Genomic DNA, 24,654 nt, shown 5'->3' with positions numbered 1-24,654 from the left:
GCCCAGCGGCGCGGCGCTTTCAACGGGCAGGCCGGGCCTAGGCGAAATTTCCTGACTGTGCAACGCTTGGAATTAAAGGTTATGGTTGCTACAAACGGTTGAGCAACAAGCCGTAAATCGGTGGGGCGGGGACAGATGCGGCTGATATGCCCGAATTGTGATGCGCAATATGAAGTGCCGGAGGATGCCATCCCCGAGGACGGGCGCGATGTGCAGTGCTCCAGCTGTGGCCATGCGTGGTTTCAGCGCGCACCTTATCTGATCGCCGAGGAGGAGGAGGAGGCCGCGCTGTTCGAGCCGCCGCTCCCGGAAGAGGAGCCGGAAGAGGCGCCGCTGCCCGAGGAACTGCTCGCCGATCTGCCCGGGGCCGAGTCTGCGCCTGCCGATGCACCGCCGCCCCGTGCCCGCCGGGCGGTGGATGAAAGCCTGCTGGCCGTGCTGCGCGAAGAGGCGGAGCGCGAGGTGCAGGCCCGGTCGCGCGAAGAGCCGCGCCCGCTGGAGATGCAGGGCGAGCTGGGGCTGGACATGGCAGCGCCTGCCGTCGCGGTCAGCCCCTCGGCCCGCCGTCTTGCGGCGCTGAAAGCGATCGAGGACGAAGCTTCCGCCCCCATCAGCGTTCCAAAGGGCCGCGACCTTCTGCCGGATATCGAAGAAATCAACTCCACCCTGCGCCCATCGGACCGGGACAACACGCTGCTCGATCATGTGCCGGTGGCCGATATCGAGGCGGCGCGCAATGCGTTCCGCAGCGGTTTTGCCGCGATGGTTCTGCTGGCTGTGGCGCTGGTGGCGCTTTACGTGCTGGCTCCGGGGCTGACGCAGAAGGTGCCCGCTTTGGCGGGGGTGCTGAAAGCCTATGTCCAGATCGTCGATTCGCTGCGCATGGGGCTGGATGGGGTGGTGCGCAAGGCGCTCGCGTTGGTGCAGGGCTGAGCCTGTCGCCATGTGACCCGGTTCAGAACAGCCCGGTTCAGAACAGGTCGAGCAACCGCTTGAGGTAATCGCGTTCGGTTTCCGCGCGTTGCTGTTCGCCCGCGCGGCGGCGGATCTCGTCCAGCAGATCCTGCGCGCGGCGATAGACATCCTGCCCCTGCAAGAGGTTCCGGTCCGATCCGATCCGCCCGGCTTCGCCCTGCTGGCGGCCCAGCGGGTCGCGCTGGTTGCCCGGATCAGACCGGCCCTGCGCCTGACCGTCGCCCTGTTCCTGCCGCTGCTGTTCTGCCTGCGCATCGCCCAGCGCGCGCATCCCGTCGCGCATCCGGTCCATCGCCTCGGCCTGCCGGTCCAGCGCGCCGGACAGATCACCGTCGCGCAGGGCCCGTTCGGCCTCTTGCATCTCGCGTTCCGCCTCGTCCAGCGCCTGCCGCCCGGCCTCGCCCTTTTCGGTGCCTGCGCCGGGCAGGCGGTCGCCATTCAGCCGGTCCAGCTGGTTCTGCAAGGCGCCCTGCCGGTCGGCCAGCGTGCCGCCTTCGCCCGGCTCCTGCCCGGGTTGCTGGCCGCTGTCGCCCTGCTGCAGCTCGCGGAACGCCTCGTCCGACAGGCCTTGCTGGTCGCGCAGCGTGTCCTGCAATTCGCCCATGCCCGGCATGGTGGGGCCGCCCTGACCGCCACTGCCGCCTTCGGTGATCTGCATATTCTCCAGCAATTGCTGCAAGATGGCCATGGCCTGCGCGGCCTCGTCCATCTTGCCTTCCTCCAGCAGACGCTGGATTTCATCCATCATCTCCTGAATCTGGTCGCCGGTCATTTCCATCCGCTGCTGGTTTTCGGCCATGTCGCGGTCGGGATTGCGCTGCGCCTGATCGGCCAGCATCTGCAAGTAATCCCGGGTCGCCTCGCGCAGCTCGTCCATCAGGTTCTGGATTTCGGCAGGGTCGGCGCCGTTGCGGATCGCCTCGTTCAGCCGGTCCTGCGCGCGTTGCAGCCGCGCGCGGGCCGAGGCGAGATCGCCTTCTTCGACCAGCAGCGCGATCTGCCACAGCTCAGCCGCCAGCTCGTCACGCAGCTTGGGCGCTAGGCTTGCCGCATCGGCATCCAGCCGCGCCAGCGCCGCCTGCAGCCGCGCGAAGGTCTTCTCATCCCGCACCAGCCCCTCGGGCAGATGGGTGATCGCCCGGAAGATCTGCACCACCCGCGGCGCGCCTGCGCGGTTCCACAGCAGATCGCGGCGCAACTCGATGATCGCCGCCGCCAGCGGGTCGAAGAACCGTTTGCCGGGCAGCACCACCTTCACCACCTCGGCATTGCCCGTCTGGCCCATCGCATCGGTCGCGCTCAGCCGGATCTCCACCGGCAGATTGGCGAAAGGATGCTGCGAGATGTCTTCGACCAATGCCTCCTCGAAGGTCGCGCGGTTGCCGCTGATCGGCAGCGGCAGGTCCAGCACCAGAGGGTCGCGCGGCTCGGGCTCCATCGCCAACCCATAAGCCCGCGTCACCTGCGGCAGATCCAGCGTCACCGTGGCGCTGCCGCCGGTCACGCCATGGTCATCCTCCACCGCGAAGGGCAGGCGCATCTTGCCATCCCGCTCGCGCGTCACCGCGCCGGTCACCCGGATTTTCGGCGCATGATCGGGCAGGGCCACCACCTGCCACACCCGCCCGCCCGTGCCGTTGATCGCCACCGCGCCGTCCTGCATCACCTCGAACTTCTGCGCGAGATCCGAGGCGGGGGGCGGCGTGGTTGCCCCCGATACCGTCTCGCTCAGCGTCAGCGCGCCAACCGGGCCATAGAGCCGCACTTGCACCCGCGTGCCTTTCGGCAGGCTCAGTGGCCCGGCGGGAATGTCGTTCAGGTAAAGCGCCGGTTTGCCGGTATGCAGCGGCGGCTGCGCCCAGCCTTCCCAGGTCGGGCCGGCCTTCATCGCTTCGGCCGAACCGGGCGCCAGCCCGCCGACCGCGGCAACCCGCCACAGCGAGCCGAACATCAGCGCCACCACCAGCGCCGTCAGCGCCAGATAGCGCAGCCCGAAGGGGTCGCGCGGCGCCAGATGCAGATCGGGGCGCACCGCGCGGGCCTGCGCCGCCCGCGCCGCCATGCGACTGCGATGCGCCTGCCAAACGGCAACCGAGGCTGGATCGGTGCTGCCAATGGCCTGATCATCGGCCAGAGCTGAAATCGGCTGCCCCGGCAGCGAGGCATCCAGCCGCGCCAGCGCCTCGGCCCGCCGGGGGCGCCGGAACTGCCGCGCCCCGTGCCAGACCGACCACAGCCCGCCCGCCACCGCCGCAACCAGCAGCGCCCAGGCGGCCTCCAGCGGCAGCATGTCGGGCACGCCGAAGGCCAGCACCGCCAGTGTGGCCAGCAGCACCGACCACAGCGGCCAGAAGGCACGCGACAGGCGTTCAGCCCAAAGCCCCGCCCAAGTCAGCCGCAGGGGCCAACGGATGCGCCGCATCACCTCGGGGGAGCTTGTGTCTGCCATGCCCTCCGCCGCGTCAGCGCGGCCCTGTTACAACCATTCGGGGATGCTATCCCGCTTCAGAATTTCGTCAAAGCTCGGTCGCGCGCGAATGACGGCGAAGTGATCACCCTTCACCAGCACCTCGGGCACGAGGGGCCTTGTATTGTATTCCGACGCCATGACGGCGCCATAAGCCCCGGCCGAGCGGAAGGCCACCAGATCGCCCTCTGCCAGCAGCGGCAACTCGCGCGCCTTGGCAAAGGTATCGCCGGTTTCGCAGACCGGGCCCACAATGTCGAACGGCAGGGTCGGCGCGCCGGGGGCGGGTTCGGCAACGGCAACGATGTCGTGATGGGCACCATACATCGAAGGTCTTACCAGATCGTTCATCGCCGCATCGAGGATCAGGAAATCGCGCCCCTCGCCATTCTTCACATAGATGACGCCCGAAACCAGCACCCCCGAATTGCCGGAAATCAGCCGCCCCGGCTCGATCTCGATCTCGCAGCCCAGATGGCCCAGCGTGCGGGCGATCAGCGCGCCGTAATCCATCGGCAGCGGCGGCGCCTCGTTCGATCTTGTGTAGGGGATGCCCAAGCCGCCACCCAGATCCAGCCGCCGGATGTCATGCCCGTCGGCGCGCAGCGCCACGGTCAGCTCGGCCACCTTGGTGAAAGCCTGCTCGAACGGCTCCAGCTCGGTCAACTGGCTGCCGATATGCACGTCGATTCCCACGACCTCCAGCCCAGGCAGGGCGGCGGCTTCGGCGTAAACTTCGCGCGCGCGGGCGATGGGGATGCCGAACTTGTTTTCGCTTTTGCCGGTGGCGATCTTTTCATGGGTGCGCGCATCGACATCGGGGTTCACCCGCACCGCGATCGGCGCCTTCACCCCCAGCGACACCGCCACTTCGGACAGCGCGCGCATCTCCGGCTCGGATTCCACATTGAACTGCCGGATGCCGCCGGTCAGCGCCAGCCGCATTTCCTCGCGCGTCTTGCCGACGCCGGAAAACACGATCCGGTCACCCGGCACGCCCGCCGCCTTCGCCCGCAGATATTCGCCGCCCGACACCACATCCATGCCCGCGCCCAGATCGCCCAGCAGCTTCAGCACCGCCACATTGGACAGCGATTTGATGGCGAAACACACAAGGTTCGGCATCGGTGCCAGCGCGTCCTTGAACAACTGATAATGCCGGGTCAGCGTCGCGGCGGAATAGCAGTAGAACGGCGTGCCCACCGTCGCCGCGATTTCGGAAAGCGCCACATCCTCGGCATGGAGGCTGCCGTTTTTATAGAGAAAATGATCCATCGCCCGCCCCTTCGCCGCCGTTATCCTGCCTATAGCAGAACGCCCGCGCCGTGCAATCGCAGGGGGCGCTCACACCACGGGCCGCGTGCGCAGGAACAGATAGAGCGGCAACCCGCAACTGACCCCGATGCAGAACGTCGCCGGTATCGCCACCAGCGCCAGCCAGTTGCGCCGCACCCAGGTTTCCGCCAGCACCCACAGCGTCAGCGTCAGCGCGGCAATCGTCAGATCCCAGGTGAGCCCGGTGGTCGAGGCGTTCACATACCAGGCGTCGATCAGCCCCGACAGGCCGGTGCCGGTGTCGCGCATATGGCGCAGAAACCACAGCATCGGATGCACCGCGCCCCAAAGCGCCAGCGCCAGATAGGCCATGCGCAGTGCCGACATCTAGAACCCCCAGCCCACATTCAGCGGCCCGACCCGGGTGCCGATGCGCCCGCCATTCGGGTTGACGCCCAGCCGCACCCCGCCCACGCCGACCCCGGCATGGGGCACCATGCGCACCCCCTGCGGGGTCATCACGGTATCCACCCCGGCACGGGGCCGCTGGCCGACGCAGCCCGCCAGCAGGCTGGCGCACAGCACAGCCGACAGCAATGTGTGGGCCAGCGCCAGCCGGATCATTCGGAATAGCCGACGCCGACCTTCACCTGCCCATGCAGGGCAACCCCCGGGGCAGGGGCGGCGGCGGGGGCCACGGGGGCACCTGCGGCGCCACAGGCGGCAAGCAGGCTCAGCATCAGCAGCGGCGGGATCAGGCGTGTCATCGGTCTCTCCATCTTTCCCGCCAGTCTGGCTCAGGCCAGCGTGGCCTTCCAGCGGGCGATCTGTGCCCGCACCTGAACCGGCGAGGTTCCGCCGTAAGACTGCCGCGAGTTGACGGAGTTCACCACCCCCAGCACGTCGAACACATCGGCGCGGATACCCGCATAAACCGATTGCATATCCGCAAGCGTCAGTTCCGGCAGGTCGCAGCCCTTGGTCTCGGCCATGGCGACCAAAGTGCCGGTCACATGATGCGCCTCGCGGAACGGCAGGCCCAACTCGCGCACCAGCCAGTCGGCCAGATCGGTGGCGGTGGAAAAGCCGCTGGCCGCCGCCACGCGCAGGTTGTCGACCATCGCCTGCATGTCGCTGACCATGCCGGTCATCGCCGCCAGCGCCAGCATCAGCGTATCGGCGGCATCAAAGACCTGTTCCTTGTCTTCCTGCATGTCCTTGGAATAGGTCAGCGCCAGCCCCTTCATCACGGTGAACAGCGCCACCGTCGCCCCCAGAATCCGGCCCAGCTTGGCGCGCAGCAGCTCTGCCGCGTCGGGGTTCTTCTTCTGCGGCATGATGGAAGACCCGGTGGTCCACTTGTCGCTCAACCGCACGAAGCGGAACTGCGCAGACGACCAGATCACCAGCTCCTCGGCAAACCGGCTCAGGTGCATGGCACAGATCGACGAGGCGCTCAGGAACTCCAGCGCGAAATCGCGGTCCGACACGCTGTCCAGGCTGTTCGCCGTCGGCCGGTCAAACCCCAGCGCCTGCGCCGTCATGTGCCGGTCGATCGGGAAGGATGTCCCCGCCAGCGCCGCCGCCCCCAGCGGGCATTCGTTCATCCGCTTGCGCGCATCGATGAAGCGTGACCGATCCCGCGCCAGCATCTCCACATAGGCCAGCATATGGTGGCCCCAGGTCACCGGCTGCGCGGTTTGCAGATGGGTGAAGCCGGGCATCACCCAATCGGCCCCCGCCTCGGCCTGTGCCAGAAACGCCCGCATCAGCGCCTCCAGCCCGGTGATCGCCGCGTCGCACTGGTCGCGCACCCACAGCCGGAAATCCACCGCCACCTGATCGTTGCGGCTGCGCGCCGTATGCAGCCGCTTGCCGGCCTCGCCGACGATCTCGGTCAGCCGCGCTTCCACGGCCATGTGGATGTCTTCCTGTTCCACCCGGAACACGAACTTTCCGGCCTCGATCTCTGACAACACCGTGAGCAGGCCTTCCCGGATCGCCTCGGCATCTTTATCGCTAAGGATGCCCTGCGCCGCCAACATCGCGGCATGGGCGCGCGAACCGGCAATATCCTGCGCGTAAAGCCGCTGGTCGAACCCGATGGAGGCGTTGATCGCCTGCATGATGGCATCCGGCCCGGCGCTGAAACGCCCGCCCCACATGGCGTTGGCGGAGGATTTGGGGGTGTCTGCGCTCATGGGCCTGCCTCTGGAGGTGAAATGCTGCCTGTCATTCGTCTTGCCGCTCTTTATACGGCCTTGTTCTTCGGTGCAAACCCGGCTGCCGCCGATGTCATGGCCGCCGATGCCCTGCGCGCGGGCGACATGAAAAAGCTCAACCTCGCCGCCCCCGATGCCGTGCCTGCCGTGGGCTTGCTGGGCCTTGATGACGCGCCGCGCAGCCTTGACGAATTCAAGGGCAAATGGGTGCTGGTCAATTTCTGGGCCACATGGTGCGCCCCCTGCCGGGTCGAAATGCCCAGCCTTGGCGCGTTGCAACACAGCCTCGGCGGCCCGGGATTCGAGGTGGTCACCGTGGCCGCAGGCCGCAACGGCGTGCCGCAGATCGAAAAATTCATGGCCGAGGCCGGGGTGACCCATCTCGCCGCGCTGCGCGACCCGAAAGGCGCGCTGTCGCGCGAGATGGGGATTGTCGGCCTGCCGGTCACCGTGATCCTGAACCCCGAAGGCGCCGAGGTTGGCCGGTTGATCGGCGATGCCGACTGGAACAGCGCCGAGGCGCGCGCCGTGCTTACCGCGCTGATGGCGCCCTGATCGCGCGGATCAGGGCCAGAGCTTCCGCCGGGGGCGCCTGTTCGATTCGCCGATAGTCGCGCCCGTCCGACGTGCGGGCAATCATGCCGCGCTGCGCCATGGTGCGCCGCAGGATCGCCGGGTCGCCGAACAGGTGCAACGCGCGCAGCAGGTCGGAAAATCCCCGCTCGCTCCACACCCCGCCTTTCGGCACCTGCGCCCAGATCGCCCAAAGCGCCAGATGCTGGGCCGAGGTCTTGGCGGGCCAGCTTGTCAACCGCCCTGCGGCGTCGAAATACCGGCGCACCCGTTCAACCTCCTTCAGGTCGACGGGCGGGGCGGGCGGGGTGGCCAGCCGCTCCCCTGCCGCTGCCGAGGCGCGGAAGTGCTGGAAATTGCGAAACCCGGCGCCACGCGCCAGCATGTTCATCAGCGCCAGATGGCCCGGCGCCTCGGCGGTGGCGGCAAGCTGCACCTTCAGATGGCGGGCAAGCGAAGACAGGTCATCGACCTGATAGGGAAGGGAAAGTCTGCTCATGGCATCCTCAACTCATACCCGGCAAGCGCTGGTCACCCTTGGCGGTCGGGCATGGGGGAACCATGATCCGAGGCGGGGCAGGTTTAGCTGGCCGTGCGGCTGGTGACGCCTGGGTGAACTGCGGACCCTGATGATAATCTAGCGTCCCACCGTCTGTGCCGCAAGCCTCGCCGGGCAGCCGACCATATGGTCGTTCACCATGCCGGTGGCCTGCATGAAGGCATAGGTGATGGTCGGGCCGCAGAACTTGAACCCCTCTGCCTTCAGCGCCTTGGCCATGGCTTGTGATTGCGGCGTTTGCGTCGGCACATCGGCCATGCCCGACGGGGCATTGAGGATCGGCGCGCCGCCGACGAAGTTCCACAGGAAGGGCGCAAAGCCTTCGCGGGCCTCGATTCTCAGAAAGGCTTGCGCCCCGGCAATCGTCGCCTCGATCTTGCCGCGGTGGCGCACGATCCCCGCATCGCCCAGCAGCCGCACCACCTCGGCCTCGCCCCAGCCCGCCACGATCTCGGGCTGAAACCCGGCAAAGGCCGCGCGGAAACTGTCGCGTTTGCGCAGGATGGTGATCCAGCTCAGCCCGGCCTGAAACCCGTCCAGCACCAGCTTTTCCCACAGCGCGCGCGCGTCCCATTCCGGCACGCCCCATTCTTCATCGTGATAGGCCACATAAAGCGGATCGGTGCCGCACCAGCCACAGCGCTTTTCCATGCTGCCGTTCCTTGTGAAAAATTAGAACTAAATGTGAACGTTCACCCCGTGTTTACCTCTGGTCCGCCATTGTGTCAAAACGCAAAGCCGGAGGGGATCATGGCCAACCAGGGACGGCGCAGCCGGGTCGATTTTGAACGGGATGCCAACCCGCTCGGCTTCGTGGTGGCGGAACAGGATCGCCAGTCGATCAAGCTGGTCGAAGCCGCCTTGCGACACAAACGAATGCGCCTCGCCTTTCAGCCCATCGTCCTGTCGAAAGACACCACCCGCGTCGCCTTTTACGAAGGCCTGATCCGTGTGCTGGATGACACCGGCCGCATCATCCCCGCGCGCGATTTCATGGGGGCCGTGGAAGGGCACGAGCTGGGGCGCGAGATTGACTGCGCGGCGCTGGAGCTTGGCCTGCAGACGCTGGCGCAATATCCCGGCATCCGCCTGTCGGTGAACCTCTCCGCCCGTTCCATCGGCTATCCCCGCTGGATGAAGGTGCTGCGACAGGGGCTTGCCGATGCGCCGGGGGTGGCGGAACGGCTGATTCTCGAAATCACCGAAAGCTCGGTGATTCTGGTGCCGGAAATCGTGTCGGCCTTCATGGATGAGTTGCAGCGCGAAGGGATCGCCTTCGCGCTGGATGATTTCGGCGCGGGCTTCACCGCCTTCCGCTATTTCAAGGATTTCTTCTTCGACATCATCAAGATCGATGGTCAGTTCATCCGCAATATCCACAGCGACCCCGACAATCAGGTGCTGACCCGTGCCCTGCTGTCCATCGCCCGCCAGTTCGAAATGTTCGCCATCGCCGAAGCCGTCGAAACGCCCGAGGAGGCGGCGTTCCTGCAAAAGCTGGGGGTGGATTGCCTGCAGGGCTATCTGTTCGGTGCCCCGACGATGACCCCGGCCTTCATGCCGCAGCCGCGCCGCAAGCGCGCCTGATCGCCGCATCTGTTCCAAATTGCCCCCCGTATTGCGCAATTTTCTTGCGTCACGCGGCGTTCTTGCTTACCCCTCGCTGCAGAGCGGCGGGGGAGCGCCCCCACCGCACCGGCCAAGGGGAGAAGACCAGAGCCATGACCAATGTCGTTATTGTTTCCGCTGCGCGCACCGCTGTGGGCAGCTTCAACGGATCTTTCGCCAATACCCCCGCGCACGAGCTTGGCGCCGCCATGATCGAGGCGGTGGTTGCTCGCGCCGGGGTCGACAAGGCCGAAGTGTCGGAAACCATTCTGGGCCAGGTGCTGACCGCCGGTCAGGGCCAGAACCCGGCCCGTCAGGCGCATATCCGCGCCGGTCTGCCGCAGGAAGCCTCGGCCTGGTCGCTCAACCAGGTGTGCGGCTCGGGCCTGCGGGCGGTGGCGCTGGCGGCGCAGCATATCCAGCTTGGCGATGCCTCCATCGTTGTGGCGGGCGGTCAGGAAAGCATGTCGCTCAGCCCCCATGTCGCGCATCTGCGCGCGGGCACCAAGATGGGTGACATGAAGTTCATCGATTCGATGATCAAGGACGGTCTGTGGGATGCCTTCAACGGCTATCACATGGGCCAGACCGCCGAAAACGTCGCCAACCAGTGGCAGATCAGCCGCGAGATGCAGGACGAATTCGCCGTGGCCAGCCAGAACAAGGCCGAAGCCGCGCAGAAGGCCGGCAAGTTCAAGGATGAAATCATCCCCTTCCTGATCAAGACCCGCAAAGGCGATATCACCGTCGATTCCGACGAATATATCCGCGCTGGCGCCACGATCGACGCGATGACCAAGCTAAAACCGGCCTTCACCAAGGATGGCTCGGTGACTGCAGGCAATGCCTCGGGTCTGAATGACGGGGCGGCGGGCGTGCTGCTGATGTCGGCGGAAGAGGCCGAAAAGCGCGGGCTCAAGCCGCTGGCGCGCATCGCCTCTTACGCCACCGCCGGGCTTGATCCGTCGATCATGGGCGTCGGGCCGATCTTCGCCTCGCGCAAGGCGCTGGCCAAGGCGGGCTGGAAGGCTGCCGATCTCGATCTGGTCGAGGCGAACGAGGCTTTTGCCGCGCAGGCCTGTGCCGTGAACAAGGACATGGGCTGGGATCCGGCAGTGGTCAACGTGAACGGCGGCGCCATTGCCATCGGCCACCCGATTGGCGCTTCGGGCGCGCGCATCCTCAACACCCTGCTGTTCGAAATGCAGCGTCGGGGTGCGGGCAAGGGCCTGGCCACGCTGTGCATCGGCGGCGGCATGGGTGTCGCCATGTGCATCGAACGCGCCTGATCGCGCACTCTGCTCTTGATTGCAAACCGGGGACGCGCGATGCTTCGTGCGTCCCCTTTTTTCTGCGAGTGCAGCCCGTCACGCAATATTGCTGCACTGGCAAAAAATAATTTGGAAGAATGTTGCGCTACTGTCTTGAATTGGATAGCAAGATTCCAACACGGACTTGAAGGAGGAATCATGTCGAAAGTTGCATTGGTCACTGGGGGCTCGCGCGGGATTGGCGCGGCGATTTCCGTTGCGCTGAAGAACGCGGGCTATACCGTCGCTGCCAATTATGCGGGCAATGACGAGGCTGCCGCGAAATTCACCGCCGAGACCGGGATCAAGACCTACAAATGGTCGGTCGCCGATTACGACGCCTGCGCCGCTGGCATCGCCACGGTCGAGGCGGAGCTGGGCCCGGTCGCCGTTCTGGTGAACAATGCGGGCATCACCCGCGACGCCATGTTCCACAAGATGACCCCCGGTCAGTGGAAAGAGGTGATGGACACCAACCTCACCGGTCTGTTCAACATGACCCATCCGGTCTGGACGGGGATGCGTGACCGCAAGTTCGGGCGTGTGATCAACATCTCGTCGATCAATGGCCAGAAGGGCCAGGCCGGTCAGGCCAACTATTCCGCCGCCAAGGCGGGCGACCTCGGCTTCACCAAGGCGCTGGCACAGGAAGGCGCGCGCGCCGGGATCACCGTCAACGCCATCTGCCCGGGCTACATCGGCACCGAAATGGTGCGCGCGATTGATGAAAAAGTCCTGAACGAGCGGATCATCCCGCAAATCCCGGTCGGTCGTCTGGGTGAACCGGAAGAGATCGCGCGCTGCGTCGTCTTCCTTGCTGCCGATGATGCGGGCTTCATCACCGGCGCGACGATCAGCGCCAATGGTGGCCAGTTCTTCGTCTGATCGGGTCGGATGACCGGCTAAAGGCCCGCTTTGGCGGGCCTTTTTGCTTGCAGGGCGCAGGGTGGGGCGGCAGAGTGCCCGCCGATTGGAGACCTGCATGACCCGTTCCCGCGCCACCGCCATCGGCTTTTCCGCCATCCTGCTCTGGGCGCTGCTGGCGCTGTTCACCATCGGTTCGGCGCCGGTGCCGGCCTTGCTGCTGAACGCGATCTGCTTTGCCGTGGGCGGCACCATCGGTCTGGTCTGGACGCTGGCCACCGGCCAGTTGGCCAGCCTGCGCGCCGTGCCGCTGAAGGTCTATCTCTTTGGCACAGTTGGGCTTTTTGGTTACCACTTCCTCTACTTCACCGCCTTCCGCCTGTCGCCCACGGCGGAAACCGGCCTCATCGCCTATCTCTGGCCGCTGTTCATCGTGCTGCTGTCGGGCTTGCTGCCGGGCGAGACCTTGCGCCCGCTGCATATTCTGGGCGCGCTGATCGCCTTTGCCGGGGCGGCGCTGATCGTGCTGAACCGGGCGGGTGGGGCCGAAGGCTCGGCGTTGGGCCTGATTCTGGCCTTCGCCTGCGCGGTCACCTGGGCGCTCTATTCCGTCGCCTCGCGCAGCCTGGGGGCCGTGCCGACCGCCGCTGTCACGGTCTTTTGCCTCGCCACCGCGGTTCTGTCCGCGCTGGCCCATCTGGCGCTGGAACAAACCGTCTGGCCTGCGACCGCCGCGGGCTGGCTGTCGGTGCTGGCGCTGGGCATCGGGCCGGTGGGGATCGCGTTTTTCACCTGGGACATCGGCATGAAAAAAGGCGACATCCAGTTGCTGGGCGTCGCCTCCTATGCTGCACCGCTCCTTTCGACGCTGGTGCTGGTGATTGCCGGTATAGCGCCCCCTTCGCCTCTCCTCCTTGTCGCGGCGATTTTCATCACCGGGGGGGCAGCACTGGCGGCTCGCGCCAGCGCCGGACGCGATCAGGAGTGAGACAGTCGTGCAATCTCCTCTTTGATGCGGAGTTTCTGCTTCTTCATCTCGGCAATCCTGAGGTCATCGGTGGCGGGCGAACGCTGCGCACGCTCCACCATTTCCGTGAGGTGTTCGTGCTTCTTTTTCAGCTCGGTGACGTGCGAAGCGACAGACATTCCAGACCTCCTGTGATGTTTCGGTTTGATGATTGCAGCACGATTCGGCCCGTCTGTCATCAAAATGTCACCGCCGCGTCGCGGCAATTCTGTGCAATTAGCTGAACTGCGCCGACAGGTCGCAGCCCATGCGCAAAATGCTGTTCGCGGCATCGGTATAGCTCTCGCGATCACCGTCATGTGCGGCGCCGTGATGGATCACAAAGGGCGCCAGCAGCCGGAACGGCGCCCGCCCGCCCTTCCGCGCCCGCAGAATCACCCGCTTTGCCGCCCGGCCTTCGCGCGGCGCCAGCGGCAGCACCGCAGCCGCGCCCAGCTTGCCAAGGCTGCCCAGCAATTCGGGCAGCGCATCGGCGCCGGTGATCATGGTCAGCCAGCCGCCGGGCCGCAACCGCCGCGCAGCCACCTCCAGCCACAGCGCCAGCGGCACCGCCTCCACCTGCATCGCCGTCGCCCGCGCTGCGATGGGCGAGGGCGTGCCCCCCGCCGGGTAATAGGGCGGGTTGCAGATCACATGGTCGAAGTCCCGGCGCAGCACCGCCGGGATCTGGCGCAGATCGCCCTCCACAACCTCCAGTGCTACGCCGTTGCGCGCCGCATTGCGCCGGGCCAGATCGGCATAGGCGGGCTGAAGCTCCAGCCCCGCCAACTGCAACCCCGGCACGCGCAGCCCCAGACACAGCACCGCCGCCCCGGCGCCGCATCCCAGATCCAGCACGCTTTGCCCCGGCACTGCCGGGCAGGCCGCCGCCAGCAGCACCGGGTCGGTGGCCGCGCGATAGCCCTGCGCCGGTTGCCACAACCGCAACCGCCCACACAGGAACTTGTCATCGGTGAGTTGCGATTCGGTAAACATCAGCGCCCTGTCGGCACCTCATTGTCGCGCAGCACCACCTCGGCCATGAAGAAGTCCCGGTCCGCCACCATGAGCCGCTGCGGCAATATTCCAAGGCTGCCATCCAGGATGCTCATGTGGACGTCCAGCGGAAACACCGCTATACCCTCGCCCTCAAGAAGGGCTGTGGCAAAGGCGATGATCGTCGGGTCGGTGCTGCGCAGAAGCTCTTTCATGGCAAACAGATGTGCGCAATCGGCAGCAAATGTCGAGACGCGAAGCGGGGGGCAAGATGGGGTTGGACGAGGTCGCGCAGAAGCCGCATGATCGCCTGAGCGCGTGGCTCGCCGCCGATATGGAGGCGGTGAACCAGATGATCCGCGACCGCATGGCCTCGGAACATGCGCCGCGCATTCCGCAGGTCACCGCCCATCTGGTCGAGGCCGGGGGCAAGCGCCTGCGCCCGCTGCTGACGCTGGCCGCAGCCCGGCTGTGCGGCTATGACGGCCCCTACCACATCCACCTCGCCGCCACGGTCGAGTTCATCCACACCGCCACCTTGCTGCATGATGATGTGGTGGATGAAAGCGCACAACGCCGGGGCCGCCCGACAGCCAACCTGTTGTGGGACAACAAATCTTCGGTTCTGGTCGGCGATTACCTGTTCGCCCGCAGCTTTCAGTTGATGACCGAAACCGGCTCGATGCGGGTGATGAACATCCTCGCCAATGCCTCGGCCACCATTGCCGAGGGCGAGGTGCTGCAACTCACCGCCGCGCAGGATCTGGCCACGACCGAGGCGATCTATCTGCAAGTGGTGCGCGGCAAGACCGCCGCACTGTTCTCGGCGGCGACCGAGGTCGGCGGGGTGATCGCGGGCAGTGACGAGGCTCAGGTCCAGGCGCTCTATACCTATGGCGACGCGCTGGGCATCGCCTTCCAGATCGTCGATGACCTGCTGGATTACGGCGGCACCACCGCGGTGATCGGCAAGAACACCGGCGATGATTTCCGCGAACGCAAGCTGACCCTACCGGTCATCAAGGCCGTGGCGCAGGCCGATGCTGACGAGCGGGCCTTCTGGCAGCGCACCATCGCCAAGGGCGACCAGCGCGACGGCGATCTGGAACAGGCGCTGGCGATCATGGCCCGCCACGGCGCGATGGAGGCCGCGCGCGCCGATGCGCTGGGCTGGGCGGCCAAGGCGAAAGTGGCGCTGGCCGTGCTGCCCGATCATCCGATCCGCGCCATGCTGGCCGATCTTGCCGATTACGTCGTGGCGCGGATCAACTGAGCATCCGCCCGGCCTGAACCCACCACCCCGGTTGCGCCGCCTGCACCGCGCGGGCGGCCTCCTGCGCTTGGGCCTCGGCGCCGAACAGCCCGAAACAGGTGGCGCCAGACCCAGACATCCGCGCCAGCAGACAGCCCTTCTGCGCCGCCAGCGCCGCGCGCACCGTGCCGATCACTGGCAACAAGCTCTCTGCCGCCGGTTCCATGTCATTGCGCAACCCACGCAGAAACCCTGCAAAGTCACGCACATCAGCAAAACCCGGCACCTCCGGCATCGCCCGATTGTCGCGCCGGGCCAGCGCGCGGAACACCTCGGGCGTGCTGACACCCAGGCCCGGATTGGCCAGCACCAGCCAGGCTTCGGGCAAGGCGGGCAGGGGGGTGAGGGTCTCGCCCACCCCCGCCATCCGCACTGGCCGCCCGGCCAGACAGACCGGCACATCCGCGCCCAGACGTAGCACCGTCGCCGCATCGGGCAGCGCCACGCCCCACAGCCGCGCCAGCGCGCGCAAACCCGCCGCCGCATCGGCAGAGCCGCCGCCGATCCCGCTCGCCACCGGCAGATGTTTTTCCAGCTCGATCGCTGCCCCCCGGTTCAAGCCGAACGCCCGCGCCGCCCGCAGCACCAGATTGTCGTCCTCTGCCGCCAGCGCGCGCGCCTGCGGCCCGCTGATCCGCAGCGTCAAACGCTCTGCCGGGGTCACGCGCAGCACGTCGCCCACCGCTGCGAACACCACCAGACTGTCCAGCAGATGATAGCCATCCGCCCGCCGCCCCGTCACATGCAAGGTCAGATTGACCTTCGCGGGCGCGAATTCAGCCGTCATTCTGCGCCGCCTTCACGCCCTCCAGCGGCTTCGCGCCCTCGTCGGCCAACACCTTGTCCAGTCCGACCTCCAGCTTGCGGCGGATGCGCGCGGCATCCGCATCCTGCGGCCCGTAAGACAGCGCGCGGCGCCACTGGAACTGCGCCTCCAGCCTGCGCCCGACGGCCCAATAGACATCGCCCAGATGGTCGGTCACGATCGGGTCCACCGGCTCCATCACCGAGGCGGCCTCCATCGGTTTCACCGCCTCCTCATAGCGCCCCAGCCGGAAATAGGCCCAGGCGAGACTGTCGGTGATATAGCCGCTGTCGGGCCGCGCCGCGACCGCGCGCTGGATCAGGCTCAGTGCCTCGTCGAGATTTTTGTTCAATTCCAGATAGCTGTAGCCAAGATAGTTGAGCACCTGCGGCTCATCCGGGCTCAGCTCCAGTGCGCGTTTCAGGTCCGCTTCGGCCTGATCCCAGCGCTTCTGGCGCTCGTGGCAGATGCCGCGGCTGAAGAACAGCGACCAGTTCTGTTGCGTGGGCGTGCCCAGCAGGGCAATCGCGCGGTCATAGGCCACCACCGCTTCCTCGAATTTTTCCTTGCGGCGCAGCATCTCGGCATAGGTCGATTGCACGGCCAGCAGATCGGGGTGGCGTTTCGCCAGTGCCTGCATCACCTCCAGCGCCGCATCGGCCCGATCCGAGGCCAGCAGCGTTTCCGCCCGGCCGATTTCAGCCAGATAGAATTCCGGCGCATCGGTCGGCACGGTGTCATAGGTTTCTGCCGCCAGATCAAGCTGGCCCAGATCATTCAGCAGCGCCGCCGACATCAGCACCGCTTCGGTATGGTCAGGCCGCAACCAGGCTGCGGCGCGGCTGTGGATCAGCGTATAGCCGTTCTCCGCCTCGCCGTTCAGCGCGGTCGCCATGGTGTAAAACACCTCGGCCAGCCCCTGTTTCGCATCCATCGCAATGTCATAGGGCACGATTTCGCCCGCAACCAGCCGCGCGCGCAGCACATCGACCGCCGGGTCTTGCCCGCGCTTGAAGGTCGCATCCAGCAGCGCCACGGCATCCGGGTTACGCTCCAGTTGGCTCAGCACCTGGGCATGGGCCAGAAGGCCGCGGCGCAACTGTTTGATTTCGTCCTTGCTCTTTCCCGAAAGCAGCGCATCTGCCCCCTCGAAATCGCCAACAGAGGCCAGGGCCAGTGCCTTGTGATAGGTGCCGAACACTTCCAGCCCCCGGGTGTCCGCCACCTTGTCAAAGGTGGCCAGCGCATCGCTCATCTCGCCTTGCCCGGCCTTGGCCCAGGCCGCGACCAGTTGATCGAACAGCGCCCCCACGGAACGGCCGTCATTCTGTGCCGCCAGCAGGCCGGCATAATCGCCTGCCTTGGCCTTGGCCGCGATCAGCGCCAGATCGCCGATCTGGCTGCGTTGGCCCAGCTTGGCCATATGCTCCGCAAAGGCGGCACCACTGTCGAAATCCCCGACGGCAAGCGCCGAAATCACCGCACTGTCCAGAAGTTGCGGGTTGTCCGGGTCGCTTTGCAGCGCAAGGGTGAACCAGCCGAGCGCCGCGCGGTAATCGCTTTCGGCGGCTGCGACGCGTGCGGCCAGATAGGCGCCTGCGTTCTGCGTGCCCGCGCCTTCCGTCCCGGTCTGCGCCCCGGTCTGAGCCTCGGGCGCGGGTTTGGGGGCGGGCTTGGTTTCCGCGCGCAGCGGGGCTGCGGCAAGCAGGGCAAGGGCAAGGGCGATGGCAGTCTGGCTCAGGCGCATCAGGGTCTCCGCAGGGGTCTTGCCCAGCCTAGGGCCGGGCCGGGACAGACGCAATGCGGGGCGGCCCGAAGACCGCCCCGCACCGGCGCAAACTCGCGCAGAAGTGTTTACATATTGGGGTAGTTCGGCCCGTCGCCGCCCTGCGGCGTCGTCCAGTTGATGTTCTGGCTGGGGTCCTTGATGTCACAGGTCTTGCAATGGACGCAGTTCTGGAAGTTGATCTGGAACCGCGCGTCCGCCCCCTCGCCGATCACCTCATACACCCCCGCCGGGCAATAGCGCTGCGCCGGTTCGTCATATTTCGGCAGGTTGACCAGAATGGGGATGCCCGCATCCTTCAGCTTCAGATGCGCCGGCTGGCTTTCATCATGGTTGGTAAAGCTGAAGGCCACATTGGTCAGCCGGTCGAACGACAGTTTGCCATCGGGCTTCGGATAGTCGATCGGCGCATGATCCTTGGCCAGCCCGGTGGCCGCCGCATCGCTCTTGCCATGGCGCAGCGTGCCCAGCACCGTCAGCCCGAAAGTATTGGCCCACATATCGGCGCCCCCCGCCATCAGCGAGGCGACCAGCCCGAATTTCGACCACATCGGTTTGACGTTGCGGACCTTCTTCAGATCCTTGCCAATGGCGCCGCCCCGCACCTCGGCCTCGTAATCCGAAAGCTCGTCCCCTTCGCGCCCGGCGGTGATCGCCGCATAAGCCGCCTCTGCCGCCGCCTTGCCCGACAGCATGGCGTTGTGGTTGCCCTTGATGCGCGGCACGTTCACCATGCCGACCGAGCAGCCCAGCAGCGCCACGCCCGGCGCCACCATCTTGGGCATGGACTGCCAGCCGCCCTCGCTGATCGCCCTTGCGCCATAGGCCACGCGCTTGCCGCCTTTCAGCAGCTCCGCCACCATGGGATGATGCTTGAACCGTTGGAACTCCATGTAAGGATACAGATGCGGGTTGGCGTAGTTCAGGTGAACCACAAACCCGACATACACCTGATTCCCTTCCAGATGGTAAATGAACGAGCCACCCCCGGCATTGCTGCCCAGCGGCCAACCCATCGTATGGGTCACCGTCCCCAGCTTGTGCTTGGCCGGGTCGATCTCCCAGATCTCCTTCATGCCCAGCCCGAATTTCTGCGGGCAATGGCCTTTGGAAAGATCATATTTCGCAATGACTTCCTTTGCCAGAGACCCGCGCACGCCTTCGCCGAGGAAGACATATTTCCCGCGCAGTTCCATCCCCGGCTCATAGTTCGGGCCCGGCTGGCCATCCTCGCCCAGACCGAATTCGCCCGCCACGACGCCCGCCACCCGGTCGCCGTCATAGACCAGCGCCGAGGCCGACATGCCCGGGAAAATCTCTACCCCAAGCCCTTCGGCCACCCCCGCCATCCAGCGGCAGACATTGGCCATCGACACGATGTAATTGCCGTGATTGTTCATCAAGGGCGGCATCGGCCAGTTCGGGATCCGCATCTGCCCGGCCGGCCCGAGGATATAGAAGTTGTCCTCCTTCACCTCGGTCTTGATCGGCGCATCCATGCTGCGCCAGTCGGGCAGCAGCGCATCCAGCCCCGACGGGTCCAGCACCGCGCCCGACAGGATATGCGCGCCGACCTCGGAGCCCTTTTCCAGCACCACCACCGACAGATCGGGGTCCAGTTGCTTCAGCCGGATCGCCGCCGAAAGCCCCGACGGCCCCGCGCCGACGATGACGACATCATAGTCCATGCTTTCGCGCTCGATCCCGCTCATCGCAACTCCCCTCTGGCATCCGGCGCCCGGACGGGCGCCTTGCTTGAAACTGACGGTTTTCTCTGCCCCAAGGGAAGGCAGGCGTCAATCGTGACGCAACATCAAAACGCCGCATCGCGGCATAGGCGCAATATTCTTGCGGCCCTCATGCCGCTTCCAGGCCGCCCCATGCCGTTTCCACACCTCGCCCCCTTGCATTTGCCGCCCCGCTGGGGTCAGGTGATCGCAACATGTCACAGAGTCATGGCCTTGCCGGGCCGTGGCTTTGTTTTTTGGGTGAGAGGCCTATGGAAAAAATACCCATGACCCGCGCGGGCTTTGTCGCGCTGGACGAAGAACTGAAAGTTCTGAAATCGGTGGAGCGTCCCGCCGTGATCCGCGCCATTGCCGAGGCGCGCGAACATGGCGACCTGTCGGAAAACGCCGAATACCACGCGGCGCGTGAAAAGCAGAGCTTCATCGAAGGCCGAATCAAAGAGCTCGAAGGGATCCTGTCGCTGGCCGAGGTGATCGACCCGGCGAAACTCTCGGGCACCATCAAGTTCGGCGCCACCGTGACGCTTGTCGATGAAGACACCGACGAGGAAAAGACCTACCAGATCGTCGGCGAGGTGGAGGCCGACATCGAACGCGGCCTGCTCAACATCCGCTCGCCCCTCGCCCGCGCCCTGATCGGCAAGGACGAAGGCGACAGTGTCGAGGTGAAAACCCCGGGCGGCCAGCGCAGCTACGAAGTGCTGAACATCCGCTACCTCTGACCCCAGGAACGCCCATGGCCGAGCCGCAGGACAAACCGCTTTTCACCGCCCCCGCCCCCCGCAGCCGCGTCACCGCGACCGAGGCGGCGGCCGCGGGGCTGAGCCTCGTGTGGATCGTGGCGGTCGCGGCCTATGTCTATGCCGGGCCGGACGAGGCCGGGCCGCTGGGGCTGGTGATGACGCTGATGATGGTGTTCCTGCCCATCGCGCTGATCTGGGTCACCGTCACCACGCTGCGCTCGGTGCAGGATCTGCGGGCCGAGGCGGCGCGGCTGCAATCGGCGGTCGAGGCGATGCGCAACGCCTATACCAGCCGCCAGACCCCGCCCGAGATGGAGCGCAAGCTCGAAGAGATCGAACGCGCGGCCAAGACGGCGGAAACCGTGCTGGCCACCTTCTCCACGCGCCGCGATACCGCGCTGGCCGTGCCATCGGCCGATCGCAAGGCGGCACTGACGGCCCCCGCCAAAGCCGCCCCCGCCGATGACCAGCCCGCCCTCGCCCTTGGCACCCCGGCCGAGGATCTGCGCGCGCCGCTGTCGGTGGGCGATTTCATCCGCGCGCTGCAATTCCCCGAAAACCCCGATGACAAGGAAGGCTTTCGCGCGCTGCGTCTGGCGCTGGAAGACCGCACCGTCGCCAAGCTGATCCGCGCCGCACAGGACGTGCTGACCCTGCTCAGCCAGGAGGGCATCTACATGGATGACCTCAAACCCGACCGCGCCCGCCCGGAACTGTGGCGCACCTTCGCGCAGGGCGAACGGGGCCGGGCGATTTCGGGCCTTGGCGGCATCCGCGACCGCTCGTCGCTGGCGCTGACCGCCGGGCGGATGCGCGAAGACCCGATCTTCCGCGATGCCGCCCACCATTTCCTGCGCACCTTCGACCGCACCTTCGCCGAGTTCGAAAAGAACGCCACCGACAGCGAGTTGGTCGATCTGGCCGATACCCGCACCGCCCGCGCCTTCATGCTGCTGGGCCGCGTCGCCGGCGTGTTTGACTGATCTTTCTCCGCTTCCACACGGCACGGCGCCAGGTGGCTGAGGGCGGACCGGGGCTCTGCCCCGGACCCCGGGATATTTTTGAACAGAAAATGAACAGGCTCAGGCGCGCTCCACCTGCAGCCAGACGCCGCCTTGCGGGCGCAGGGTCAGGATCATCACCGGCTTTGGGGCGCGGCCCGGCACCGGGGCGAAACGGAAGCGCGACAGCAGGGTCGCCAAGATGATCCCCGCCTCTTGCAGCGCGAAATTCGCCCCGATGCAGATGCGCGGCCCGTCGCCGAAGGGCAGGAAGCTGAACCGTTCGGGGCGCTTGTCCAGAAAGCGCGTGGGGTCGAAGGCATCGGGGTCGCGCCACAACGCATGGTGGCGGTGCAGCGCATAGATCGGCAGGATCACCGTATCGCCGCGCCGCACCTCGCGGCCACAGAGCGCATCGTCGCTTTGGGCGGTGCGCGACAGAAAGGCGGCGGGCGGGTAGAGCCGCAGCGTTTCTTCGACAATGGCGCGGGTATAGGGCAGGGCGGCCATATCCTCTGCCGTGGCCGCGCGCCCGCCCAGCACCGCCTGCGCCTCGGCCCGGGCGCGGGTCTGCACCTCGGGCGCGAAGGCGCACAGATACAGCGCCCAGCCCAGCGTCAGTGCCGTCGTCTCGTGCCCCGCGACGATGAAGGTCAGCAGGTTGTCGCGCAGTTCGCCCGTCGTCATCTGCCGCCCGCTTTCCGGGTCATGCCCCGCCATCAGCAGATCCAGCAGATCGGGCACCGGGGCGCCGCCCTCGGCCCGGCGCCGGTCAATCGCCGCATCCGCCATGGCCTTCATCGCCCGCATCTGCCCGCCCGCGATCAGCCGCGCCGGGCGCGGCACCCAGCCCGGCAGGCCCAGAATGTCGAAGACCGAGATCTTGGCCGTGCCCGCGATGTAATGCTCGATCGCGCGATGCACCGCCGCCCGGTCAAACGCGCCGCCGCCCGAAAAGGTCACATCCGAGATCACCTCGAAGGTCGTCGTCACCATCTCGTCGAACAGATCCGCCGCGCGGCCCACGCTGTGGTCCAGCCGGGCACAGGCGCGTTCGGCGGCGGCCGTCATCACCGGCGCCAGCGCCGCCACGTTGCGATGCGAAAACACCGGCGCCGCCGTGCGCCGCTGCCACATCCAGCTGGCGCCTTCCGCGACGAACAGGCTGTCGCCGATCGCCGGTTCCAGAATCAGCTTGGTCACCAGCGATTTCGGATAGTCCGCCACGCGGTCGCGCAGGATGCGTTTCAGCGCGCCGGGTTCCATCACCATATGCCAGCGCTTGCCGGTCCGCCCCGACAGGATCGGCGCATGGGTGGCGATCTCGGGGATCAGCTCCAGCACATTGCGCCGCCCGGCCTGCAGCGATCCCCAGATCCCCAGCGGATCGGTCGCCAGGGGCACGCGGACGGGCAGGGCGGGGGGTGGGGTCATGGCGGGGCTCCTTTCCCCTGTCATATAGGCGCTGCCCGGCGCGGGGCAAACCGCGCCCGTTGCGTGCCGCAGGCCAAGCGGCTATGCGAGGGGGGAACCCTGACCGGAGCCCCCGATGCCCGCCATCCGCCCCGCACTGCGCGCCGCTGCCCTCAGCCTTCTGGCGCTTGCCGCCTGTGCGAAGAACGATCTCGCCGATCCGCCTGCCGATCTGGGGGATTTCGTGCTTGGCCTGAACATCGTCGTGGCCGACAAGGTGCAGAAGGTGCCGATCTCGCGCGAGGCGAGCATCGAGGCCTGGGAGGCCGCGATGAAACAGGCGGTGGACGACCGCTTCGGGCGCTACGAGGGCAGCCATATCTACAATGTCGGCATTTCCATTGATGCCTATGCGCTGGCCCCGCCCGGCATCCCCGTCGTTGCCGCGCCGAAATCGGTGCTGGTGATCACCGCCAATGTCTGGGACGACGCCAAGGGCCAGAAGCTGAACGCCGAGGGCAAGCAGTTCACCATCTGGGAAAACTTCGACGGCGAAAACGTCATCGGCACCGGCCTGACGCGCACCAAGGAACAGCAGATGGCGGCACTGTCCTATAACGCGGTCAAGGCGGTGGAGGGCTGGTTCCTCGAAAACCCGCAATGGTTCGGCCTGCCGCCGAAAACCGCTGTTCCCCCGGGGACGAAACCGGCCCCGGCGGCCGGGCCCGCCGGGACCGACACCCCGCCCGCTGCGGGCAAGTGAGGCTTGATTTTCCTTGTGCCAATGGATAGATCGCGCCCGGTGTAGATCACGGGCCCCGCTCCAGGGCCCCCCAATCCGCGAGGGCCACCATGGCAAAGGCAAAGTTTGAACGGACGAAACCGCACGTCAACATCGGGACGATCGGCCACGTTGACCACGGCAAAACCACTCTGACCGCTGCGATCACGAAGTATTTCGGCGAATTCCGGGCCTATGACCAGATTGACGGTGCGCCGGAAGAGCGTGCGCGCGGGATCACGATCTCGACGGCGCATGTGGAATACGAGTCGGAAACCCGTCACTACGCCCACGTCGATTGCCCCGGCCACGCCGACTATGTGAAGAACATGATCACCGGCGCGGCGCAGATGGACGGCGCGATTCTGGTTGTGAACGCGGCGGACGGCCCGATGCCGCAAACGCGCGAGCACATCCTGCTCGGGCGTCAGGTGGGCATTCCCTACATGGTCGTCTACATGAACAAGGTCGATCAGGTTGATGACCCGGAACTGCTGGAACTGGTGGAAATGGAAGTGCGCGAGCTTCTGTCCTCCTACGATTACCCCGGCGACGACATTCCGATCATCAAGGGCTCGGCTCTGGCGGCGATGAACGGCACCGACCCGGAAATTGGCGAGAAGTCGATCCGCGAGCTGATCGCGGCGGTGGATGCCTATATCCCGACCCCGGCGCGCGCGGTTGACCAGCCGTTCCTGATGCCGGTCGAAGACGTGTTCTCGATCTCGGGCCGCGGCACCGTTGCCACCGGCCGGATCGAGCGTGGCGTGGTGAAGGTCGGCGAGGAAGTCGAGATTGTCGGCATCCGCCCGAACAAGAAAACCGTCTGCACCGGCGTCGAAATGTTCCGCAAGCTGCTGGATCAGGGCGAAGCGGGCGACAACGTCGGCCTGCTGCTGCGCGGCGTGGACCGTGACGGGATCGAGCGCGGCCAGGTGCTGTGCAAGCCCGGTTCGGTGAAACCGCACACCAAGTTCGAAGCCGAGGCCTATATCCTGACCAAGGAAGAAGGCGGCCGTCACACGCCGTTCTTCGCGAACTACCGTCCGCAGTTCTACTTCCGCACGACCGACGTGACGGGGACGGTGCAACTGCCGGAAGGCACGGAAATGGTGATGCCGGGCGACAACCTGAAGTTCAACGTCGAACTGATCGCGCCGATCGCCATGGAAGAGAAGCTGCGCTTCGCCATCCGTGAAGGCGGCCGTAC

The 24,654-nt window shown here is 66.3% G+C and carries 26 protein-coding genes; 11 read left to right on the top strand and 15 right to left on the bottom strand.

Annotated elements, in window-relative coordinates; genetic code table 11:
• Window positions 1-135: 135 nt before the first annotated feature.
• Window positions 136-933, top strand: a complete 798-nt coding sequence (locus BMX43_RS15290) for a zinc-ribbon domain-containing protein (RefSeq protein ID WP_091302940.1) — start codon at window positions 136-138, stop codon at window positions 931-933.
• 37 nt (window positions 934-970) lie between these two features.
• On the opposite strand, the gene BMX43_RS15285 is transcribed toward BMX43_RS15290, so the two are convergent.
• The 6 genes from BMX43_RS15285 to argH form a co-directional block, all read right to left on the bottom strand.
• On the bottom strand, window positions 971-3,424 hold the full coding sequence (locus BMX43_RS15285) for a DUF4175 domain-containing protein (RefSeq protein ID WP_091302938.1): 2,454 nt from the start codon (window positions 3,422-3,424) through the stop codon (window positions 971-973).
• 27 nt (window positions 3,425-3,451) lie between these two features.
• The gene (gene lysA / locus BMX43_RS15280; RefSeq protein WP_091302936.1) at window positions 3,452-4,717 is read right to left on the bottom strand and encodes a diaminopimelate decarboxylase; all 1,266 of its coding nucleotides are present in this window, start codon (window positions 4,715-4,717) and stop codon (window positions 3,452-3,454) included.
• A 69-nt stretch (window positions 4,718-4,786) separates the two neighbouring features.
• On the bottom strand, window positions 4,787-5,104 hold the full coding sequence (locus tag BMX43_RS15275; RefSeq protein WP_091302934.1) for a DUF2834 domain-containing protein: 318 nt from the start codon (window positions 5,102-5,104) through the stop codon (window positions 4,787-4,789).
• The gene (locus tag BMX43_RS15270) at window positions 5,105-5,341 is read right to left on the bottom strand and encodes a hypothetical protein (RefSeq protein WP_091302932.1); all 237 of its coding nucleotides are present in this window, start codon (window positions 5,339-5,341) and stop codon (window positions 5,105-5,107) included. It abuts the gene before it with no gap.
• On the bottom strand, window positions 5,338-5,484 hold the full coding sequence (locus BMX43_RS19535; protein ID WP_175482133.1) for an argininosuccinate lyase: 147 nt from the start codon (window positions 5,482-5,484) through the stop codon (window positions 5,338-5,340). Before BMX43_RS19535 ends, BMX43_RS15270 begins: the two co-directional genes overlap by 4 nt.
• 30 nt (window positions 5,485-5,514) lie before the next feature.
• Window positions 5,515-6,918: an argininosuccinate lyase gene (argH, locus tag BMX43_RS15265; protein WP_091302930.1), complete on the bottom strand. Its 1,404-nt coding sequence runs from the start codon at window positions 6,916-6,918 to the stop codon at window positions 5,515-5,517.
• Window positions 6,919-6,939: 21 nt separating this feature from the next.
• On the opposite strand from argH, the gene BMX43_RS15260 reads away from it, so the two are divergent.
• A complete protein-coding gene (locus tag BMX43_RS15260) occupies window positions 6,940-7,494 on the top strand; it encodes a TlpA family protein disulfide reductase (protein WP_091302928.1) in 555 nt (184 codons plus the stop codon).
• On the opposite strand, the gene BMX43_RS15255 is transcribed toward BMX43_RS15260, so the two are convergent.
• Both BMX43_RS15255 and BMX43_RS15250 read right to left on the bottom strand, forming a co-directional pair.
• Window positions 7,472-8,011 (bottom strand): DUF2087 domain-containing protein, encoded by a 540-nt coding sequence (locus BMX43_RS15255; protein WP_091302926.1) that lies wholly within the window; start codon window positions 8,009-8,011, stop codon window positions 7,472-7,474. The genes BMX43_RS15260 and BMX43_RS15255 overlap by 23 nt on opposite strands.
• Before the next feature lie 138 nt (window positions 8,012-8,149).
• Complete coding sequence (locus BMX43_RS15250) at window positions 8,150-8,722, bottom strand: DNA-3-methyladenine glycosylase I (protein WP_091302924.1); 573 nt, start codon at window positions 8,720-8,722, stop codon at window positions 8,150-8,152.
• 99 nt (window positions 8,723-8,821) lie between these two features.
• Here BMX43_RS15250 and BMX43_RS15245 point away from each other — a divergent pair, with 99 nt between their 5' ends.
• The 4 genes from BMX43_RS15245 to yddG all read left to right on the top strand — a co-directional run bounded on the left by BMX43_RS15245 (window position 8,822) and on the right by yddG (window position 12,841).
• Entirely contained in the window at window positions 8,822-9,658 is an 837-nt protein-coding gene (locus BMX43_RS15245) for an EAL domain-containing protein (RefSeq protein WP_091302923.1), read from the top strand.
• Between the two features lie 134 nt (window positions 9,659-9,792).
• A complete protein-coding gene (locus BMX43_RS15240; RefSeq protein WP_091302921.1) occupies window positions 9,793-10,968 on the top strand; it encodes an acetyl-CoA C-acetyltransferase in 1,176 nt (391 codons plus the stop codon).
• Between the two features lie 180 nt (window positions 10,969-11,148).
• The gene (gene phbB, locus BMX43_RS15235) at window positions 11,149-11,874 is read left to right on the top strand and encodes an acetoacetyl-CoA reductase (protein WP_091302920.1); all 726 of its coding nucleotides are present in this window, start codon (window positions 11,149-11,151) and stop codon (window positions 11,872-11,874) included.
• Window positions 11,875-11,971: 97 nt separating this feature from the next.
• Window positions 11,972-12,841, top strand: a complete 870-nt coding sequence (gene yddG / locus BMX43_RS15230) for an aromatic amino acid exporter YddG (protein WP_091303151.1) — start codon at window positions 11,972-11,974, stop codon at window positions 12,839-12,841.
• Here the strand turns inward: yddG and BMX43_RS15225 are convergent.
• The 3 genes from BMX43_RS15225 to BMX43_RS15215 form a co-directional block, all read right to left on the bottom strand.
• The gene (locus BMX43_RS15225; RefSeq protein ID WP_091302918.1) at window positions 12,832-12,999 is read right to left on the bottom strand and encodes a YdcH family protein; all 168 of its coding nucleotides are present in this window, start codon (window positions 12,997-12,999) and stop codon (window positions 12,832-12,834) included. The genes yddG and BMX43_RS15225 overlap by 10 nt on opposite strands.
• 97 nt (window positions 13,000-13,096) lie before the next feature.
• Window positions 13,097-13,855 carry a tRNA1(Val) (adenine(37)-N6)-methyltransferase gene (locus tag BMX43_RS15220; RefSeq protein ID WP_091302916.1) on the bottom strand — a complete coding sequence of 253 codons (759 nt, stop codon included), beginning with the start codon at window positions 13,853-13,855 and terminating at the stop codon, window positions 13,097-13,099.
• On the bottom strand, window positions 13,855-14,070 hold the full coding sequence (locus BMX43_RS15215; RefSeq protein ID WP_091302914.1) for a putative signal transducing protein: 216 nt from the start codon (window positions 14,068-14,070) through the stop codon (window positions 13,855-13,857). The genes BMX43_RS15220 and BMX43_RS15215 overlap by 1 nt, the downstream gene beginning before the upstream one ends.
• Before the next feature lie 56 nt (window positions 14,071-14,126).
• Here BMX43_RS15215 and BMX43_RS15210 point away from each other — a divergent pair, with 56 nt between their 5' ends.
• A complete protein-coding gene (locus tag BMX43_RS15210) occupies window positions 14,127-15,128 on the top strand; it encodes a polyprenyl synthetase family protein (RefSeq protein ID WP_091303150.1) in 1,002 nt (333 codons plus the stop codon).
• On the opposite strand, the gene BMX43_RS15205 is transcribed toward BMX43_RS15210, so the two are convergent.
• From BMX43_RS15205 to BMX43_RS15195, 3 genes are all read right to left on the bottom strand, one after another.
• A complete protein-coding gene (locus BMX43_RS15205; RefSeq protein ID WP_091302912.1) occupies window positions 15,121-15,954 on the bottom strand; it encodes a 4-(cytidine 5'-diphospho)-2-C-methyl-D-erythritol kinase in 834 nt (277 codons plus the stop codon). The genes BMX43_RS15210 and BMX43_RS15205 overlap by 8 nt on opposite strands.
• Window positions 15,944-17,719, bottom strand: a complete 1,776-nt coding sequence (locus BMX43_RS15200; protein WP_091302910.1) for a tetratricopeptide repeat protein — start codon at window positions 17,717-17,719, stop codon at window positions 15,944-15,946. The genes BMX43_RS15205 and BMX43_RS15200 overlap by 11 nt, the downstream gene beginning before the upstream one ends.
• 107 nt (window positions 17,720-17,826) lie before the next feature.
• Window positions 17,827-19,470, bottom strand: coding sequence for an electron transfer flavoprotein-ubiquinone oxidoreductase (locus tag BMX43_RS15195; RefSeq protein ID WP_091302908.1), 1,644 nt, complete (start codon window positions 19,468-19,470; stop codon window positions 17,827-17,829).
• Between the two features lie 287 nt (window positions 19,471-19,757).
• Between BMX43_RS15195 and greA the strand changes: the two genes are divergently transcribed.
• Together greA and BMX43_RS15185 are read left to right on the top strand one after the other, a co-directional pair.
• Complete coding sequence (gene greA / locus BMX43_RS15190; RefSeq protein ID WP_175482132.1) at window positions 19,758-20,228, top strand: transcription elongation factor GreA; 471 nt, start codon at window positions 19,758-19,760, stop codon at window positions 20,226-20,228.
• Between the two features lie 14 nt (window positions 20,229-20,242).
• Window positions 20,243-21,232: a hypothetical protein gene (locus tag BMX43_RS15185; RefSeq protein WP_091302905.1), complete on the top strand. Its 990-nt coding sequence runs from the start codon at window positions 20,243-20,245 to the stop codon at window positions 21,230-21,232.
• Between the two features lie 99 nt (window positions 21,233-21,331).
• On the opposite strand, the gene BMX43_RS15180 is transcribed toward BMX43_RS15185, so the two are convergent.
• Window positions 21,332-22,684 carry a cytochrome P450 gene (locus BMX43_RS15180; protein WP_091302903.1) on the bottom strand — a complete coding sequence of 451 codons (1,353 nt, stop codon included), beginning with the start codon at window positions 22,682-22,684 and terminating at the stop codon, window positions 21,332-21,334.
• Window positions 22,685-22,799: 115 nt separating this feature from the next.
• Here BMX43_RS15180 and BMX43_RS15175 point away from each other — a divergent pair, with 115 nt between their 5' ends.
• The gene (locus BMX43_RS15175; RefSeq protein ID WP_091302901.1) at window positions 22,800-23,426 is read left to right on the top strand and encodes a hypothetical protein; all 627 of its coding nucleotides are present in this window, start codon (window positions 22,800-22,802) and stop codon (window positions 23,424-23,426) included.
• 89 nt (window positions 23,427-23,515) lie between these two features.
• Window positions 23,516-24,654: elongation factor Tu (gene tuf / locus BMX43_RS15170; RefSeq protein WP_091302899.1), on the top strand; the 1,139-nt coding region annotated here is incomplete at its 3' end.

This window comes from Gemmobacter aquatilis (assembly GCF_900110025.1).
GTDB lineage: Bacteria > Pseudomonadota > Alphaproteobacteria > Rhodobacterales > Rhodobacteraceae > Gemmobacter > Gemmobacter aquatilis.
Note: the sequence above shows the minus strand (reverse complement) of the source record. Positions and strands in the feature narration are given on the sequence as shown.

What these genes read in the sequence shown, in the direction of transcription:
- BMX43_RS15250 (WP_091302924.1), bottom strand. Translation starts at nt 8,722, where the DNA reads ATGGAAAAGCGCTGTGGCTGGTGCGGCACCGATCCGCTTTATGTGGCC.
- BMX43_RS15275 (WP_091302934.1), bottom strand. Translation starts at nt 5,104, where the DNA reads ATGTCGGCACTGCGCATGGCCTATCTGGCGCTGGCGCTTTGGGGCGCG.
- BMX43_RS15215 (WP_091302914.1), bottom strand. Translation starts at nt 14,070, where the DNA reads ATGAAAGAGCTTCTGCGCAGCACCGACCCGACGATCATCGCCTTTGCC.
- BMX43_RS15290 (WP_091302940.1), top strand. Translation starts at nt 136, where the DNA reads ATGCGGCTGATATGCCCGAATTGTGATGCGCAATATGAAGTGCCGGAG.
- BMX43_RS15240 (WP_091302921.1), top strand. Translation starts at nt 9,793, where the DNA reads ATGACCAATGTCGTTATTGTTTCCGCTGCGCGCACCGCTGTGGGCAGC.
- BMX43_RS15260 (WP_091302928.1), top strand. Translation starts at nt 6,940, where the DNA reads ATGCTGCCTGTCATTCGTCTTGCCGCTCTTTATACGGCCTTGTTCTTC.
- BMX43_RS15270 (WP_091302932.1), bottom strand. Translation starts at nt 5,341, where the DNA reads ATGATCCGGCTGGCGCTGGCCCACACATTGCTGTCGGCTGTGCTGTGC.
- BMX43_RS15285 (WP_091302938.1), bottom strand. Translation starts at nt 3,424, where the DNA reads ATGGCAGACACAAGCTCCCCCGAGGTGATGCGGCGCATCCGTTGGCCC.
- yddG (WP_091303151.1), top strand. Translation starts at nt 11,972, where the DNA reads ATGACCCGTTCCCGCGCCACCGCCATCGGCTTTTCCGCCATCCTGCTC.
- BMX43_RS15220 (WP_091302916.1), bottom strand. Translation starts at nt 13,855, where the DNA reads ATGTTTACCGAATCGCAACTCACCGATGACAAGTTCCTGTGTGGGCGG.
- BMX43_RS15255 (WP_091302926.1), bottom strand. Translation starts at nt 8,011, where the DNA reads ATGAGCAGACTTTCCCTTCCCTATCAGGTCGATGACCTGTCTTCGCTT.
- BMX43_RS15185 (WP_091302905.1), top strand. Translation starts at nt 20,243, where the DNA reads ATGGCCGAGCCGCAGGACAAACCGCTTTTCACCGCCCCCGCCCCCCGC.
- BMX43_RS15205 (WP_091302912.1), bottom strand. Translation starts at nt 15,954, where the DNA reads ATGACGGCTGAATTCGCGCCCGCGAAGGTCAATCTGACCTTGCATGTG.
- BMX43_RS15180 (WP_091302903.1), bottom strand. Translation starts at nt 22,684, where the DNA reads ATGACCCCACCCCCCGCCCTGCCCGTCCGCGTGCCCCTGGCGACCGAT.
- BMX43_RS15200 (WP_091302910.1), bottom strand. Translation starts at nt 17,719, where the DNA reads ATGCGCCTGAGCCAGACTGCCATCGCCCTTGCCCTTGCCCTGCTTGCC.
- BMX43_RS19535 (WP_175482133.1), bottom strand. Translation starts at nt 5,484, where the DNA reads ATGACACGCCTGATCCCGCCGCTGCTGATGCTGAGCCTGCTTGCCGCC.
- BMX43_RS15175 (WP_091302901.1), top strand. Translation starts at nt 22,800, where the DNA reads ATGCCCGCCATCCGCCCCGCACTGCGCGCCGCTGCCCTCAGCCTTCTG.
- lysA (WP_091302936.1), bottom strand. Translation starts at nt 4,717, where the DNA reads ATGGATCATTTTCTCTATAAAAACGGCAGCCTCCATGCCGAGGATGTG.
- BMX43_RS15210 (WP_091303150.1), top strand. Translation starts at nt 14,127, where the DNA reads ATGGGGTTGGACGAGGTCGCGCAGAAGCCGCATGATCGCCTGAGCGCG.
- argH (WP_091302930.1), bottom strand. Translation starts at nt 6,918, where the DNA reads ATGAGCGCAGACACCCCCAAATCCTCCGCCAACGCCATGTGGGGCGGG.
- greA (WP_175482132.1), top strand. Translation starts at nt 19,758, where the DNA reads ATGGAAAAAATACCCATGACCCGCGCGGGCTTTGTCGCGCTGGACGAA.
- phbB (WP_091302920.1), top strand. Translation starts at nt 11,149, where the DNA reads ATGTCGAAAGTTGCATTGGTCACTGGGGGCTCGCGCGGGATTGGCGCG.
- BMX43_RS15245 (WP_091302923.1), top strand. Translation starts at nt 8,822, where the DNA reads ATGGCCAACCAGGGACGGCGCAGCCGGGTCGATTTTGAACGGGATGCC.
- BMX43_RS15225 (WP_091302918.1), bottom strand. Translation starts at nt 12,999, where the DNA reads ATGTCTGTCGCTTCGCACGTCACCGAGCTGAAAAAGAAGCACGAACAC.
- BMX43_RS15195 (WP_091302908.1), bottom strand. Translation starts at nt 19,470, where the DNA reads ATGAGCGGGATCGAGCGCGAAAGCATGGACTATGATGTCGTCATCGTC.